The organism is Latilactobacillus parasakei, from assembly GCF_049674265.1.
Classification (GTDB): Bacteria; Bacillota; Bacilli; order Lactobacillales; family Lactobacillaceae; genus Latilactobacillus; species Latilactobacillus sakei.
The window spans coordinates 1,581,589-1,597,232 of the sequence record NZ_CP186861.1 but is presented as its reverse complement, the minus strand read 5'-3'; the positions used below and the strand labels follow the sequence as shown (position 1 = coordinate 1,597,232).

16 protein-coding genes are annotated in these 15,644 nt (G+C 44.1%); 2 read left to right on the top strand and 14 right to left on the bottom strand.

Annotation, left to right across the window (positions count from 1 at the left end):
- Positions 1–40 precede the first annotated feature (40 nt).
- Positions 41–439 (top strand): Lrp/AsnC family transcriptional regulator, encoded by a 399-nt coding sequence (locus ACPBEH_RS08005; protein ID WP_424348833.1) that lies wholly within the window; start codon positions 41–43, stop codon positions 437–439.
- A 28-nt stretch (positions 440–467) separates the two neighbouring features.
- On the opposite strand, the gene ACPBEH_RS08000 is transcribed toward ACPBEH_RS08005, so the two are convergent.
- From ACPBEH_RS08000 to ACPBEH_RS07950, 11 genes are all read right to left on the bottom strand, one after another.
- A complete protein-coding gene (locus tag ACPBEH_RS08000) occupies positions 468–1,106 on the bottom strand; it encodes a DNA alkylation repair protein (protein ID WP_424348832.1) in 639 nt (212 codons plus the stop codon).
- A 23-nt stretch (positions 1,107–1,129) separates the two neighbouring features.
- Positions 1,130–1,867, bottom strand: a complete 738-nt coding sequence (locus ACPBEH_RS07995) for a sulfite exporter TauE/SafE family protein (protein WP_424350065.1) — start codon at positions 1,865–1,867, stop codon at positions 1,130–1,132.
- A 19-nt stretch (positions 1,868–1,886) separates the two neighbouring features.
- On the bottom strand, positions 1,887–2,498 hold the full coding sequence (locus ACPBEH_RS07990; protein ID WP_424348831.1) for a histidine phosphatase family protein: 612 nt from the start codon (positions 2,496–2,498) through the stop codon (positions 1,887–1,889).
- 110 nt (positions 2,499–2,608) lie between these two features.
- Complete coding sequence (gene araA / locus ACPBEH_RS07985) at positions 2,609–4,033, bottom strand: L-arabinose isomerase (RefSeq protein ID WP_424348830.1); 1,425 nt, start codon at positions 4,031–4,033, stop codon at positions 2,609–2,611.
- 21 nt (positions 4,034–4,054) lie between these two features.
- Positions 4,055–4,786, bottom strand: coding sequence for an L-ribulose-5-phosphate 4-epimerase (locus tag ACPBEH_RS07980; protein ID WP_424348829.1), 732 nt, complete (start codon positions 4,784–4,786; stop codon positions 4,055–4,057).
- A 10-nt stretch (positions 4,787–4,796) separates the two neighbouring features.
- Complete coding sequence (locus tag ACPBEH_RS07975; protein ID WP_424350064.1) at positions 4,797–6,401, bottom strand: xylulokinase; 1,605 nt, start codon at positions 6,399–6,401, stop codon at positions 4,797–4,799.
- 22 nt (positions 6,402–6,423) lie between these two features.
- The gene (locus tag ACPBEH_RS07970) at positions 6,424–7,806 is read right to left on the bottom strand and encodes a sugar porter family MFS transporter (RefSeq protein WP_011375540.1); all 1,383 of its coding nucleotides are present in this window, start codon (positions 7,804–7,806) and stop codon (positions 6,424–6,426) included.
- Between the two features lie 300 nt (positions 7,807–8,106).
- Positions 8,107–9,183: a GntR family transcriptional regulator gene (locus ACPBEH_RS07965; RefSeq protein ID WP_424348828.1), complete on the bottom strand. Its 1,077-nt coding sequence runs from the start codon at positions 9,181–9,183 to the stop codon at positions 8,107–8,109.
- Between the two features lie 185 nt (positions 9,184–9,368).
- On the bottom strand, positions 9,369–10,322 hold the full coding sequence (locus ACPBEH_RS07960; protein ID WP_424348827.1) for a DUF5692 family protein: 954 nt from the start codon (positions 10,320–10,322) through the stop codon (positions 9,369–9,371).
- 96 nt (positions 10,323–10,418) lie between these two features.
- Positions 10,419–10,958, bottom strand: coding sequence for a TetR/AcrR family transcriptional regulator (locus ACPBEH_RS07955; protein ID WP_290248940.1), 540 nt, complete (start codon positions 10,956–10,958; stop codon positions 10,419–10,421).
- A 66-nt stretch (positions 10,959–11,024) separates the two neighbouring features.
- Positions 11,025–11,492, bottom strand: coding sequence for a hypothetical protein (locus ACPBEH_RS07950; RefSeq protein WP_424348826.1), 468 nt, complete (start codon positions 11,490–11,492; stop codon positions 11,025–11,027).
- Positions 11,493–11,689: 197 nt separating this feature from the next.
- Here ACPBEH_RS07950 and ACPBEH_RS07945 point away from each other — a divergent pair, with 197 nt between their 5' ends.
- A complete protein-coding gene (locus tag ACPBEH_RS07945; RefSeq protein WP_424348825.1) occupies positions 11,690–12,256 on the top strand; it encodes a sugar O-acetyltransferase in 567 nt (188 codons plus the stop codon).
- A 32-nt stretch (positions 12,257–12,288) separates the two neighbouring features.
- Here the strand turns inward: ACPBEH_RS07945 and ACPBEH_RS07940 are convergent, their stop codons facing one another.
- The 3 genes from ACPBEH_RS07940 to ACPBEH_RS07930 form a co-directional block, all read right to left on the bottom strand.
- Positions 12,289–13,053: a MerR family transcriptional regulator gene (locus tag ACPBEH_RS07940; protein WP_424348824.1), complete on the bottom strand. Its 765-nt coding sequence runs from the start codon at positions 13,051–13,053 to the stop codon at positions 12,289–12,291.
- A gap of 63 nt (positions 13,054–13,116) precedes the next feature.
- Positions 13,117–14,640, bottom strand: a complete 1,524-nt coding sequence (locus tag ACPBEH_RS07935) for an ABC transporter permease/substrate-binding protein (protein ID WP_424350063.1) — start codon at positions 14,638–14,640, stop codon at positions 13,117–13,119.
- 2 nt (positions 14,641–14,642) lie between these two features.
- On the bottom strand, positions 14,643–15,581 hold the full coding sequence (locus ACPBEH_RS07930) for an ABC transporter ATP-binding protein (protein WP_424348823.1): 939 nt from the start codon (positions 15,579–15,581) through the stop codon (positions 14,643–14,645).
- Positions 15,582–15,644 lie beyond the last annotated feature (63 nt).

Genomic DNA, 15,644 nt, shown 5'->3' with positions numbered 1-15,644 from the left:
ATATTTACGCATTTAACTTCATCTTGAAAGGAACCCTCTCATGGACCAACTTGATCTCGCCATTTTAAGCCTACTCAAACAAGATAGCCGCCTTTCTAACAAAGAAATTGGCGCCCAAGTCCATCTCACTGGGCAGGCAGTTGGTCAACGGATTAATCACCTAATCGACCAACAGACCATTACCCGTTTCACGATTGAAATCGCGCAACAGCAACGGCAATTCATCCGACTCTTTATGAATAATAATCATTTTTCAGACGTCGAAGCAGCGGTAAACCAGTATCCTGAAGTAGACTCTTTTTACCAAGTTAGCGGTCAAGCTTGTTATGTGGTCATCGCACACTTTGAACAAACGCGCCTGACAACTTTCATCGATCATCTTTCAAATTGGGCCCGTTATAGCGTTGAAGTGGTTTTAAATGATAAAAAGAAAAGCTAAATGTTTCGTGTGAAACATTTAGCCTTTTTTAGAGTTGTTTTAACGCTTCGCGCTGCGCTAATGCCGATAACGTATGTGTTTCGACAAAATCAATCACCCATTCCGGATTAGTCTTAGCGTAATCACGCAAGGCCCACCCAATCGCTTTTTGGATGAAAAATTCCGGCGTTGTTTGATCGGTTTCGATAGCGGCTTGCAAATAGTCAATACACGTTGCGGCCCTGAACCCTAATTGCAGAATCAACCCGACGCGGCGTAACCAAAAATTCTCTTTTTGAGCAAATAGTTGCCCGACCCATTGAAATTCAGCTGGATGACGCTTGATGTACTCGCTAAAAACACGTTTCCAAGGGTCTACACTGTCCCACCATGCTTTTTCAGTTACTAATTCGGCAAACTGCAATAGATCTGCACGTTGCCATTTGCGAACGGCCCGCGCCGCAATATCGATTGCGACATATTGATATTCGCGCGCTTCACGCGCATAAAGCGCCTTAATAATCACCATCAGTTCTGCCGCTGGTAACTGTTTCACGGCTGGCCAAAAGTCGCGTTCATAAGCATGTCTTTCGGTCGCTTTGACACCGTTAAAAGTGAACTGATCTTGCATATATCGCGCCATCGCTGCTTGGTTTTCTGGATGAATGGGTAACTCGAATATCAACATCATTTGCCTCCTCGACAATGTTCTTAAAATGTTTTATACAATAATAAGCCGCCAAAAATAATCAATAAGTCATAAATATAACGAACCATTGTTTGGCTATCAATTCTGGCACTAACCCAGTTTCCTAGCGGAATCACAATTAGCAGCAGTGGTAAACTGATCCCCAATAATTGAACCACTTGGAGCGTCCAAAATCCTGCCAATAGATGACTAATCACGACGACCGTCCCGACGCAGACAAAATGGACCTGTAAAATACCACGTAATTCCGAGACAGGCCATTTTTTCAACGTTCCATAAATCACAACGGGGACGCCGTGACTGTTATAAGCACTGCCCATGACACCCGAAATAACCCCCGCTAAGTAGTCCCAATATGGTGCTTTTAAATGTTGTTTTTGAATGCGATGTTGATGTAGTTGATACAAATTATAACTACCATATATGATTAAAAAACCGGCCAAAGTCCGTAATACAATCACTGTCGGCACATAGGTCATTAGGGCTATCCCGACCGGAACACCTAATAATGAGCCAATGACGAGTCGGCGCACAATTGCGATATCAATCTGCCGGCGGTGCTGAATAACAGCTGGAATAGCCACGATAAGGCCTAGTGCCCCGATCAAGGCCGTCGCCGACTTTAAATCAAACGCCACTAATGCCAATAACGGCATCGTCACTAACGCTTCACCAAAACCAAAAACGGTTCGCGTAAAGGCCCCTAATAGGACAATTAAAACGACAATTACTAGCATCATCATTTAAGAAATGCCTCCTCTACACCGTTTTATTCCAAAGGACCTTTTCATACGGTTGGCCTTGGCCTTCTAAGATCGATAGGCTTGCGTTTGCCACCATTTTTTGATCGCGAATGCCACTAAACGGTACGCCTAAAAGGGTCCCCATTACAAATAATAAAACAATCCCGTGCGCCACAATTAAGACATTGCCCTCTGGATAAGTTTGTTGAGCTTGGTCAATAACCGTCATAGCCCGTTTTAAAACAGCTTGGTAGGATTCCGCGTGAATCTGATCGGCCTCAAATAAATCTGGATGGTGGAAGTAATTATCAAATTGCGGATGCTTTTCTTGCGCCGCTACCGGCTGCGCTTCCCAATCACCTAGCGCCATTTCCCGTAGTTGGGGGGCAATCGCTAACGCTGGTTGCACAACGCGCGATTGCGCCAGTAAGTGTTCCGCGGTCGTTTGGGCGCGTTGGAGCGGTGACGTTAAGATGGCATCAAAAACTTGGTCACCTAAATAATCACCCAAGCGGTCTGCGGCCGTTAACCCCGCTGGTGTCAACGCAGAATCGACCCCACCGCCATTGAAACACTGTGCTTTATTAATGGTCGTTTCGCCGTGACGTACAAAATAAAAAGTTGTCATGTTTATCCCCACTTTCGTTTCTCCATTATACTATAAGAAAGCTGACACCCATTTCAATATTAAAAGAGGCTACGACAAATTTTGCCGTAGCCTCTTTTAATTTGACAGCTTTATTTAATATTGACGTAGGTCAAATCAAACAAGTGACTTAAATCTTGTAATTGTTCTGAATCAACAGCAAATGATAAGACTGTATGGTGACCACCACCAACGGTTAACCAACCAACGGCACCGTCGCGTAAGCCTTGTTTTGGTGTCCAGAGTTGTTTAGCAACTGGCAAGTGTGGTGTGTCAGCTTCTGGTTTGTTGCCGCGAACATCGTATGACATCAATTTGAATTCGTCGCCATAATCAGCCATTGTGACGTCTACCGCATCGCCTTGCATCCCTGTGAAGACTAAACGTGCAGGATCGTCTTTATCGCCGATATCTAATGGGTGCACTTCAACCCGTGGTTTATCTGACGCGATTGAAGGATCAACTTCAAGCATATGTGACCCCAAGATAGCTTCGTGGCCTTGACGTAAATCAAGTGTGTAATCTTCCATGAAGACCGTCTTTTCATTATGAGCCATAATCTTCAACAAGCGATCTAAAGCAGCTGTCTTCCAGTCCCCTTCGCCAGCGAAACCATAACCTTCAGCCATCAATAATTGGGCTGCTAAACCAGGTAATTGTTCCAACCCAACTAAATCTTCGAAGTTGGTTGTGAAGGCCGTGTAGCCACGATCGTCCATAAATTTTTTCAAACCGAAGTATTCACGAATTTGATATTTAACATTGTGTTCGAATTTTTCAGGTGTATTTTGACCTTCAACAAAGTCGTATTCTTTTTGTAAATCAGCATACTTAGCGTCGATATCAGCCTCTGAGACAGCGTTGACTTCTGCGACTAAATCACCGACACCCCAATAATCAACCGTCCAACCAAATTTGATTTGGGCTTCGACTTTATCACCGTCTGTGACGGCCACGTTCCGCATTTTATCAGCAAATGTCACGACTTTAATCTTGAATGATTCGTTGTAAGCCACCGCAACGTCCATCCATTTAGCCATTGCTTTTTGAACGTCTTCATCACCCCAGTAACCTGAGATAATCTTGTTATTCTTACGTAAACGCGCATTGATGAAGGCATATTCGCGATCGCCATGAGCTGATTGGTTTAAGTTCATGTAATCGAAATCGATTGTGTCGTATGGAATCTTGTTTAAGAATTGGGTTGCTAAATGAAGTAATGGTTTTTGTAATAATTTTGTCCCACGGATCCAGTTTTTAGCAGGTGAGAAAGTATGCATCCAAGTGATCACACCAGCAACGTGATCGTTGTAGTTAGCTTCTTTCATCACTTTCGTAATATTATCAGCAGTTGTTGCGACTAATTTGAAAACGATTGGGTAAGGTAACTGGTGACTCGCGTTTAATTTTTCAACGATTTCCTTAGCATCTTTTTCAACTGAGCGGAGGGTTTCTTCGCCGTATAATGATTGACTCCCTGTGACAAACCAAAATTCATAATTTTCTGTGTTTAACATGATAAAGACTCCTTTTTTAGTTTAGTTTTCGTGTTTAGCATGTCCTTGTGATTGGGCATTATTTTGACCGTAGTAGGCATTTTTGCCATGCTTGCGGTAATAATGTTTGTCCAACAGAAATTGTGGTACAGCACTGTTATTGCGTGTCAATTGAAGGGCGTGATAATCCATTTCGGCCACCACTTCTAAGACTTTAGCGTTATAAACGGCTTTGTCTGGTGTGACACCCCAAGTGAAAGGTCCGTGTTGACGCACAAGCACTGCTGGGACGGCTTCAGGATCAACGCCTTGTTCCTTGAAGGTTTTCACGATGACCTTGCCCGTATTTTCTTCGTAATCATTTTCGATTTCGGCTTGTGTTAAAGCTTCAGAAACTGGGACATCCCCGTAAAAAGTATCCGCGTGTGTCGTGCCAAGTGCGGGCACCGGAATACCGGCTTCAGCAAATGAAACGGCCCAAGGTGAATGCGTATGCACAATGCCGCCGATTTCTGGGAATTCATTGTATAAAACGGTATGCGTTGGCGTATCACTAGAAGGATTCAGATTGCCTTCAACGACTTCGCCTTTTAAGTTCACGACAATCATGTCGCTTGGTTTTAAGTCTTCGTAATCAACACCAGAAGGTTTGATGACAAACAAGCCTTTTTCGCGGTCAATTCCGGAAACATTGCCCCAAGTAAAAGTGACTAGGTCTAATTTAGGTAGGCGCATATTGGCGTCATACACTTCTTGTTTTAGTTTTTCTAACATGCTTTAATCCTCACTTCTCATCTTTAATCGCAGCAATTGCCGCACTTTCAATTGGTAACCCTGCTTGGTAGGCCTCAATAAAGGTTTGATAACCAGCCACACTCGCGGCTTCTGGACTGAGCGTCATGCTTTCTGGATTCGTAAAGACGTTGTGATCCAAGAAATCATCGAGCGTTTGACCATTATTATCAGCGGCAAACATTGCCAAGACAGCCATGCCCCAAGGACCACCCTCACCGGCATTACTCATAACCGTAATCGGTGTGTTTAAAGCATTCGCTAAGACTTGTTGCCCAACGACGGGGGTTTTGAACAATCCACCCTGGGCAATCATGACATCCGTCTTGATTTGTTCTTCCTTCACCAAGATATCCATCCCAATTTTAAGCGGTGCAAAGGCTGCATATAATTGGGTTTGAATAAAGTTGGGTAAGTTAAAGTGGCTATGCGGTTGTCTGACAAATAATGGGCGACCAGCCGGCATTTTAGTGACATTTTCACCGGATAAGTAGCTGTAATTAATCAAACCACCTGCGTCTTGATCGGCATGGGTTGCTTCTAAGAACAACGTTTCGTATAACCGATCAGGCGCTAATGAGACGCCCAAGCGTGCGGCAAATTCATTGAATAAATTAGCCCAAGCATTGATATCTGACGAACAATTATTTGTATGGACCATCGCAACTGGTGAGCCATCAGGGGTCATCACCATATCGATGTCGCGATGCACTTGTTTGAGCGGTTGGTCTAATACCACCATTGAAAAGGCTGAAGTTCCGACTGAGATGTTCCCAGTCCGTTTGCGGACGCTGTTAGTGCCGACCATTCCGGTTCCGGCATCCCCTTCAGGTGGTGCCATCAAGCTACCCGCTGTCAAATTACCGCTTGGATCTAACAATTGCGCGCCGGCTGACGTTAATTGGCCAGCAGCGTGTCCCGCTGGCAAGACCGCTGGTAAAATATCGGCTAACTGCCAAGGTTGTTGAACGCGTTTGATTTGATCGAATTGTGTGACTAACCGCGCATCATAACTTCCCGTTTTGGGATCAATTGGGAAGACACCGGATGCATCGCCAATCCCAAGTACTTTTTCACCTGATAATTGCCAGTGAACATAACCGGCTAAGGTGGTCATGAAAGCCACTTGGCTGACGTGTGCTTCGTCGTTTAAGATGGCTTGGTATAAATGGGCAATGCTCCATCGTTGTGGAATATTGAAATTAAATTGTTCGGTTAATTCATCAGCCGCTTGTTCCGTGATGTTGTTGCGCCACGTTCTAAAAGGCACCAACAATTGATCGTCCTTAGAAAAGGCGAGATAACCATGCATCATCGCGCTGACACCGATACTTTTAATCGTGGTAATCGGTTCGTGATACTTACTTTGGACCTCCGCAGCCATTTGCATATAGCTCGCTTGAATCCCGGTCCAAACCGCATCAATTGGATACGTCCAGACACCATCTTCTAATTGGTTTTCCCAAACATAACTCCCTGACGCAATGGTTTGAAAATCTTGCGCTACTAAAACGGCTTTAATCCGTGTGGAGCCTAATTCGATCCCTAATGAGACCTGACCGGATTTGATGGCTTGTGCTGCTTCAATTAAATTCATCATCATCTTTCCTCTCTGACACTTATGCTTTATGCGCCTTGTTTGTGCCTTGCGCTTCAATTTCTTCTAATGTGTGACCCATTGTTTCAGGGACACAAGTTCTAATGAAGAGGACACCCAGTAAACAAATGACACCGAAAATGGCGAAGACCCCTTCTTGTGGCATGGATGCAATCATCATTGGGAAGAGTAACCCAACTAAGAATGAGCCGATCCAGTTGAATGATGAGGCTAAGCCAGATGCTTTACCCCGAATAGCTAGTGGGAAGATTTCACCGACTAAAACCCATGTCAGTGGTGCCCAAGTAAAGGCGTAAAAGGCCACATAGAGACATAAGAAAACGACAATCATCATTGGGTTAAAGTTGGGAATCAGAGCATTCATGATGGCTGGTAAAATAAATGACAAGCCCATCACGGTCCCACCAAGTGTTAACAACGTCCGCCGTTTAAACTTATCGGCGATGACTAAGAATAAAAGTGAACCTAAAACTAAGATGACCCCTTGAATAATCGGCCACATCAATGCTGAACTAGCGGCTTTGCCCGTTGCCTTTTCCACAATCAATGGAATGTAGTAGAAAATGGCGTTAGCGCCTTGGAATTGTTGAAATCCAGCAACCCCAATCCCCGCAATCACGAGATATCGATATTTACCACTTAAAAGCGTTTTCATTGAAGTGCTTTGTTGAACGTTACTTTCCATGCCGGCCGTCGTCTGGATATTCGTTAATTCAGTTTCGACCTCGTCTTTTGAACGGATATAACCAAGGACTTGACGTGCTTCATCTAATCGATTGTGTTTCACCAAGAACCGTGGGGATTCTGGTAACCGTAAAACCCCGAAATACAAAATAATGGCTGGTACTGCGGCAAGGCCTAACATTAAGCGCCATGCTAATTGTTCAGGCAAACCTTTTAATAAATAATCCACAATGTAAGATAACAACATCCCTGAAACAATCATCGTTTGATTAATCCCAGTGAGTCGGCCTCTTAGTCTAGCTGGTGCCATTTCAGACATATATGCCGGTACTAACGCGGATGCTGCCCCGACTGCTAATCCTAAGAAGACACGGACGGCGATTAAGTAGACCTGTCCGTCGTTTGGCGAGAATGCTGATAGTAATGAGCCAATTGCAAAAATCAAAGATGATAACAAAATCATCTTCCGACGACCCCATTTATCTGATAACTGTCCAGCAAGTGCGCCACCGAAAATGGCACCAAACATTACTGCTGATGTAATCCAGCCAACAACCCCAGCATTATTCTCTAAATGCCAGTCGTGTTGTAGAAAGGGTAACGCCCCCGTCATTACGCCAATATCGTAACCAAACAAGATCCCACCAAATGAGCCAAAGAAGTAAATGAAGCTACTTGGAATTTTTTTAGCCTGCGTCATGCTTTTTTCCTCCATCTTTTTTTAAGTCTATTTAACGTACTTTTTAAATGACCGTTTCACTTTATAAAACGGTTTCAACTTGTCGACAAATTCAGTCTATAACTTTCGTTCGAATAAATCAATATAATTATTTTTGATTCGAATCAATATATGTAAACGTCATCATTTCAAACCGCATGTTATTAGGCTTTTGGTGTTATATCATTTTTTTAAATTAATTAACTGCCGCGTTATTCATTCGAACAATTATGGCAAATAAAAAAGAGGCTATCGTTAGATAGCCCCTTTTTAGGTACGTCCTTATTTAACTTTTCCGGCAGAGTCCCGTTTAATTAATGGTGGTTGGTATAGGATCGATTCAACCGGTTTATCCTGGATCATGTCTAAGACCATTTGGCCTGCATCCTCACCCATCTTCGTCTTATTATGGTTGAGTGTTGTCAGACTAGGACTAATATACCGTGACATTTGATAATCATCAAATCCAACAACCGAAATATCAGCCGGCACTTCTAAACCTTTTGATTTCAGAAAATCAATAACCCGAATCGCGAGTTGATCGTTGTAACAAACAATTGCCGTCGGTACTTCTGAACCTTGTAAATAATCCGCCACACGTTTCAATACTTTCTCAAAACTGTCGCCTGATTGATACATAATTAAATTGCTTTTATACGCGATTGCAGGTTGTTGTTGATAAGCTTGAATAAAGCCATTCATCCGGTGAACGCCTTGCAGATCCCCGACTTGGAAAATGCCTAAAATTGCTTCATGGCCGAGTTCAAAGAGGTAATTAACCATCTCTTTTTCCGCTTCTAAATCATCATTTGTAATGACGGGAAAATCCAATTCCGAGTAAGAAGCATTGATAAAGAGCGTTGGAATTTGATCGTCTTGAATCTCGTGGTATAAATCCATATTCGGATTTTTAAGCGCACTTTGTGTGGGTTCAATAATCAAACCAGCAACCTTATTATCAAGCATATTAATCAGACTCTTGCGCTCTTTTTCATGATCATTATGCGTATTGCTAATCAGAATTGAATAGCCTTTTTCAGAAAGCACCCGATCAATACCAGAGATAATACTTGGGAAAATATAGTCCGCAATATGCGTTGTGATGATCCCAATAACCTTACTATCAGCATCATTTGTCCATTCGCGGTGCCAGTCTTGAACAAACATCCCGCCGCCTTGAATCCGATTGATGAAGTGCTCTTCTTCTAAATCGCCGACCGCTCGGCGAATGGTATACCGCGAAACATCATATTGTGCTATCAATTCCGTTTCAGTTGGTAGTTTAGCACCAATTGAATATTGACCCGAAATAATGGCTTCTTTTAGCGCTTCTTTTACTTTTTTAAATTTATTTTGCATGGCTTTACTCCACCAATCAATTTTAAATTGATTCGAAATTGATTGCTAATTGATGTGATTTTTAATAATTTATTTGAACACTTCTAGCATAGCAAAGTTTGTCTTATTTTCCAATCCGTAAACCCGCTTTATTAAAAAAAGACGCTGTAGACAACATTCCTTTTGTCTACAGCGTCTTCTTATAATTATTTCTTCAAATTCAATCCTGCCGGTTGTCGGTCGGCTGGTGTGTTGTCTGCCAATACTTGATCATGCGCTACTGTTCCGGCGTAAATGTCGTCCGTTAAAACGTTGCGACGGTGTTTGATAATCCGGTAAACATGTAACACTAGCACTGCCACGTTAATGGCAAGGGCTAATGCGCTGACCGTCATCAAAGCGGCGCTACTATGCGTACTTTGGACAGAAAATTGTGAGTCCGTCACAAAAGCGGGATAACTCATCGTAAACATCATCCAAAAAGCCAATGTTTGTGCACGTGCTTGTAACCAACTGCCTTTTTTGACAAAGAAAGCGGCTAACGTACATGAAATCAATAAAGCCGCGCCTGCGTAGAACGAGTGATCGCCAACACAGTTATAAACGTAGGCGAAGTTCCAAACATCATAGGCGATAATCCAAGGCCAGATTTGATCAGGCCAGATCATGTCTTTTTGTTTGTCGTGGCTGATGATAATCCCAAACCACCCTGAAATCGTGATGATATTGATGATCCCAGCAATCCCGTTCATGATGTTCCAAGCGCCACCATTCATGACAACGCCGTCCACTAAACCGTGTAAGCCAGCCACTTGGAAGTCACGGATAACGGCTTCCATAATGTTGAAGGCCAAGATAGCCGGTGGGAAAATCAATGCCCACTTATTGTGTTGCAATTTAGGCATAAAACGCAACGCCATAAAGCCTAAACATCCGGCTAACGCTGAGTAAACTTTAACCCAGTGGAACCATGTCCCAGTACTACTATCAGGTCCGGCCGTCGTTGGCCAAACAAAAATCGTTAAAATAATAGGTAGTCCAACAAATAATAATAATGCTACCCATTTGTTAGCCCGTGCGGCTTCGTTTAACAGCATTAAAGCTGCAACGACCCCAATCCAGACGAGCCAATCAATCCCCGCAATATTTTGAAATAACATATAAACCCCTCCTAGAAATAATAGCTGTTTCTATACTTCTACTGTAATCGGTTCCGTTGTCTTTCGATATGGTTATTCCGGGGTGTTTGTCCAAATTTAGCGATTATTATCCAATACTTGTTGCAAAGTCCCATTTAGCATCCGGTGCATCCGCTGATAAAATTCAACTTTCGATTCTTGCAGGTTGGTCACCAACCATTGAATGATCTGCGTCGCGAGCGCCCAACCATAAAAGTTGGCCATTTCATCGCGCAAAGTCGGTGGACAAGCCGGTTGCAGGTCATCAACGACACCGGTGACCATGTTAAACGCAACGCGGTATAAAAAGCGGCCCAATAAATCGCGATTCAGGGAGTGAAATGTGTTTAAACAAAAATGACGATTGGTTTCAATATAACGCAATAGCAGATCCAACCCTTTGGCCCAATCCTGTTCTTTTTGATAGGCCGCCAGTTGGGAGACAATCTCGCGGTTATAAATCCACGCGACCAATTCATTAATATCGGCAAAATGGTAATAAAAGGTGTTGCGCGCGACGTTCGCCTGGTGCGTCAACTGATTGACAGTAATGTGATCGACCGGCGTCGTTGCCATTAGTAATTTCAGATTTTGGGCCAAGTTTTGTTTGGTATCCATCTCAAATAACCTCCACTTGATAGTTACCTTTAGCATCCCATATCAACCAAGCGATTGCAATCCAGATTAGCGGTGAATCAGTTGCATGACCGACCGAGCGATTGGTTGGGCGATAAATGCTTCAACGATGAAGGCTAAGGCAAAATTACGCGGCCATTTCGCGCCAAAATGGGTAATCGGCGCCATTGAAACCTGACCACTGCCAATCCAAGTGCCAATCACCGTCAGAAAAATGGACATTAAAAAGACGTTGCACAACGCCGTAATTAACATCTGTGCTTGAAAGCTATCGGTTTTTGCCATGAAATGGCTCGCCAAGTATTCGGCTGGCTTTTGGGTCAATACCACTAATACAACGACGGCCACCCAGATAAACGGGATCACTCGTAGCGTGGCTCGCCACATTTGCCACGAAAAACCAATCTCAAAGCCCGTGATCAACGGGGCAATTAGATTGACGGATAAAATTGAAATCACCGCGATAAACAGCAGTGTTTCCTTAAAGTTTTGTGGTAATCTTTTAACAAATAACATGAATATTCTCCTTAAATGGGCATAAAAAAACAGCACAAAGTAGGGTATTCCTACTTTGTGCTGATCAATTATACGCACGTTTTTTTGATTAAGATTAATTGTAGCAAACTTTCAAAAACCGCGCTAATGTTATTTGCACTTTTTCATCGATTGTTTTATCGTAAAGTTATCATGCTTTAACGTAGAGGAGATTTTTTATGACAGTCACAAATGATGCTGCTTTTACAGCAATGACCAACGGAGAATGGTACTTCGATTCAGAAGCAACGGTTCAACAACGTAACGAAACGCGCTTGGCGCTACAAAAGGCCGGTCAAATCTTAGATAACGCAACTCGGATGGCCACCATCCAAAAATTACTCGGCCACACTGGTAGCGACTTTTTCATCGAAACCGGTTTTGAATTTAGCTTCGGCCAAAATATTTCGGTCGGCGACCATTTTTACGCCAACCGCAACGTTTTAATCTGTGATGAAGGCCGCGTTACAATCGGCGATAGCTGTAAATTCGGCCCTGGGGTTTCTCTCCTAACCCCTTATCACCCACTTGATCCAACAGAACGCGCCACTAAAAAAGAAATCTCTAGCGCCATTACGATTGGCGACCACGTCTGGCTGGGCGCTAACGTCACTATCTTACCAGGTGTAAGCCTTGGCAATAACGTCGTTGTCGGCGCCGGCAGTGTCGTCACAAAATCATATCCAGATAACGTGATTTTGGTCGGCAATCCAGCACGCGTCTTGCGAGAAATTCCTGCTAAATAATAAAAAAGGACTGACAAATGTCAGTCCTTTTTTTAGGCTTCAATTGCATAGTATTCAATAATCGCTTTTAAGGCTGCTGCTGCTTTCGAATTGCCCACTAATTTCGTATAGTAATCCGCAAATCGTTCGTCCGCCACATACATCGCTGCTAAACCGCGGTGCATGGCTAAACTATAGCGTGGTGTCGCCGTTTGTAGCCACGTTTGGTGGGCTTTAAATGCCGCTTGTGCTGCTTCTGACGGTAATTGCGGTTGCGCCAAGTAAGTTTGCAAGGCCGTCGTTAAGTTGGCCTCAGCGGCTTGCATCGTCGCATACTGCGCTTTGGTTAAACCCGCGAAATGTTGATCCGCCTCTTGCTTGGCTTGATCACCATAGTTTGCCGCCACTTCTTGCCCATAGCGTTGGTCATTTTCGGCGATTGCCTGTTGTTTGAACTGTTCGAATTTAGTTTGGTCTGTCATTTGAGAACCTCCGGTTTGATTTTGAAGGGTGGCATCTAACTGCGCCAAAGTCGCCGTCAACACTGCTTGTTGCTTGGCAAGTTCATCCCGTTTAGCCGCTAAGTGCGTCAACCGTTCTGCTGGCGGTAACGCCAATAACTGCTGAATCTCCGCCAAGCTAAACTGTAATTGCCGGTACATCAAGATTAACTGCAGCCGATCCGCATCCTGACTCGAATAGCTTCGATAACCATTACTAGCAACCGCCGGCACCAGTAACCTGCGCTCGTGATAATACCGCAGCGTGCGCTCAGAAACACCGGTCAATTCAGCGAAAGCTTTAATCTGATAATTCATTGCCATCTCTCCTTCAAAACCCACTATAAGGCCTGACGTGGCGTGAGGGTCAAGCGCCGTTTATCATTTATTGATTATTTTTTGCTCAACCAAGAAATCATGGGCCACATCGCGCGCTTTACGGTGTTTAACTTGAACCTGGTAGTTCATCTGTTGCATCTGATCTTCAGTAATCTTCCCGGCTAGCTTGTTGAGCGCTTTGACGACTTCTGGATGGGCCTTTTTGAAGCTATCCTTCATAATCGGTGCGCCTTGATAAGGTGGGAAGAAATGCCGATCGTCTTTTAAAACGACTAGATTATAGCGCGCCACTTCCGCATCAGTGGTATACCCGTCGACCACATCGACCTTGCCATCCGCAATCGCTTTGTAGCGGATGCTAGGTTCCATAATTTTAGCGTCTAGTTGCAATTGATACGTCTTCTTCAAGCCTTGATAGCCATCTTTTTGATGATAAAAGTCTGGGTCAAAGCCGGCCGTAAACGATTGGTTCAAGGCCGCTAAATCCGAAATCGTTTTGACGTTATATTTCTTGGCAAAGGCCGCACTGACCGCCAAGTCATAACCATTTTGATAGCGCATTGGTGGCAAGTATGCCATCTTGAATTGTTCTTGGAGCGATTTTTTAGCGAGTTGATACGTTTTAGTTGGATTCTGGTTGGTCTTGGTTGGCGATTTCACCAACGTCTGTAAGACCGTACCCGTAAATTCTGGATAGATATCGATTTGATCGGCCTTCAATGCATTAAATAAGAAGGCCGTGCCACCAAAATTCGGTTTAACCGTCACATCATATTGCGGATGATCGGCCAAAATCAGATCACGATACATATTCATCAAGATTTCGGGCTCACTGCCTAACTTGCCGGCAATCGTAATTTTAGTTGGTGCCGCTTGGAACCGTGTCACACCTTCCACAAGGCCAAAAAGCCCCACAAAAATGGCCAAGCTAATCGTAATCTTTTTGAACGATAACGTACCTAACCAGCGAATCAGCGCGCTAACCACTAACGCCAAAACAGCCGAGAGCGTTGCCCCGACTACTAACAAGGCGTTATTATTCGACTGAATCCCAACCAGGATAAAGGTCCCCAGACCGCCCGCGCCAATCAAGGCCGCCAAAGTCGCCGTCCCGATAATCATAACCAGCGCAATCCGCAAACCCGAAATAATCAGCGGCATCGCCAATGGCAACTCGATGCGTAATAAGCGCTTCGCACGTGGTAAGCCAAAAGCAATCTCCGCTTCTTTTAACGCCGGATCAATCCCGCTGAGTCCCGCGTATGTATTTTGAAAAATCGGCATCAATGCGTACAAGACTAACGTGATCACTGCCGGCACCGTGCCAATCCCCACTAGCGGAATCAATAATCCTAAGAGCGCCAACGACGGAATCGTCTGCAGAACACTTGTCACTTGTAACATCGCTTCGGCGAGTTTTTGGTGCGCGGTTAAAATAATCGCAAGCGGAATCCCAATGACCGCCGCAATTAAGAGCGCCAGTAATGAGATTTCCAGATGTTGGCCGAGCGCTTGCAATAATTCGCCCGATTGAGTCGTTAAAATCTGCTGAATCTGTTGAATCATCATTAAAGCCCCCGTTTCGCAATGAGCGTCGTTAAATCAGTCGTCGTCAATTGCCGTTGTGTTTGGTCATCAAGTGCCACGATGACCCCTTCAGGTTGCGCGATTAAGGCTTGGGCCAAGGCCTTGATGGATGCTGTCATGGTAATCGTTTCCGGTTGCCCGCTAACAACGGTCCCCAAATCAGCGGCCACTAAATCTTGCACCGTCAATGTCGTTGGTTGGCGTTCAATATCGAAAAATTCGCGGACAAAGTCGTTTTTCGGTTGGTTAAAAATCGCTTCGGCCGTTCCAATTTGTTGAATACTACCCGCCCGCATCACCGCAATTTCATCCCCTAAACGCAGTGCTTCTTTCATATCATGGGTCACAAAAACAACCGTATTATGCAATTGCTTTTGCAAATCCAATACGAGATCTTGCAATTGTGTGCGCGTCACAGGGTCGAGCGCACTAAACGGTTCATCCATTAAAATCACTTTCGGTTTAGTAGCCAGCGCCCGAATAATCCCAATTCGCTGTTGTTGGCCCCCTGAGAGCTCACTAGGGTAGCGGTTGGCGTATTTATCCGGATCTAAATTAACCAGCGTTAACAGCTCCTGAGCACGCTTTTGGCGGTCAGCTTTAGACCACTTTAAAACTTCGAGTTGAATGGTAATATTTTCTTCGATTGTTAAATGCGGAAAAAGCGCGATATTTTGTAAAACATAGCCAATGTTAAGTCGGAGGGTCTGCAAATCCATTTGGTCAATTGGCTGCCCATCAATTTTAATCGTCCCACTAGTTGGTTCGATCAACCGGTTAATCATTTTGACCGAGGTTGTTTTCCCGCTACCACTAGGGCCGACCAAGACAAATAGACCATTGTCTGGAATGGTTAATGTTAGACCATCTAACGCGCGGCTTTGCCCGTATTGTTTGGTGACACCTTCAAATTCAATCATGCGCTACTCCTTTTGCCACTTAACGATTTGTTAATCTATTGTACCACTTACAAAAAGACCAAC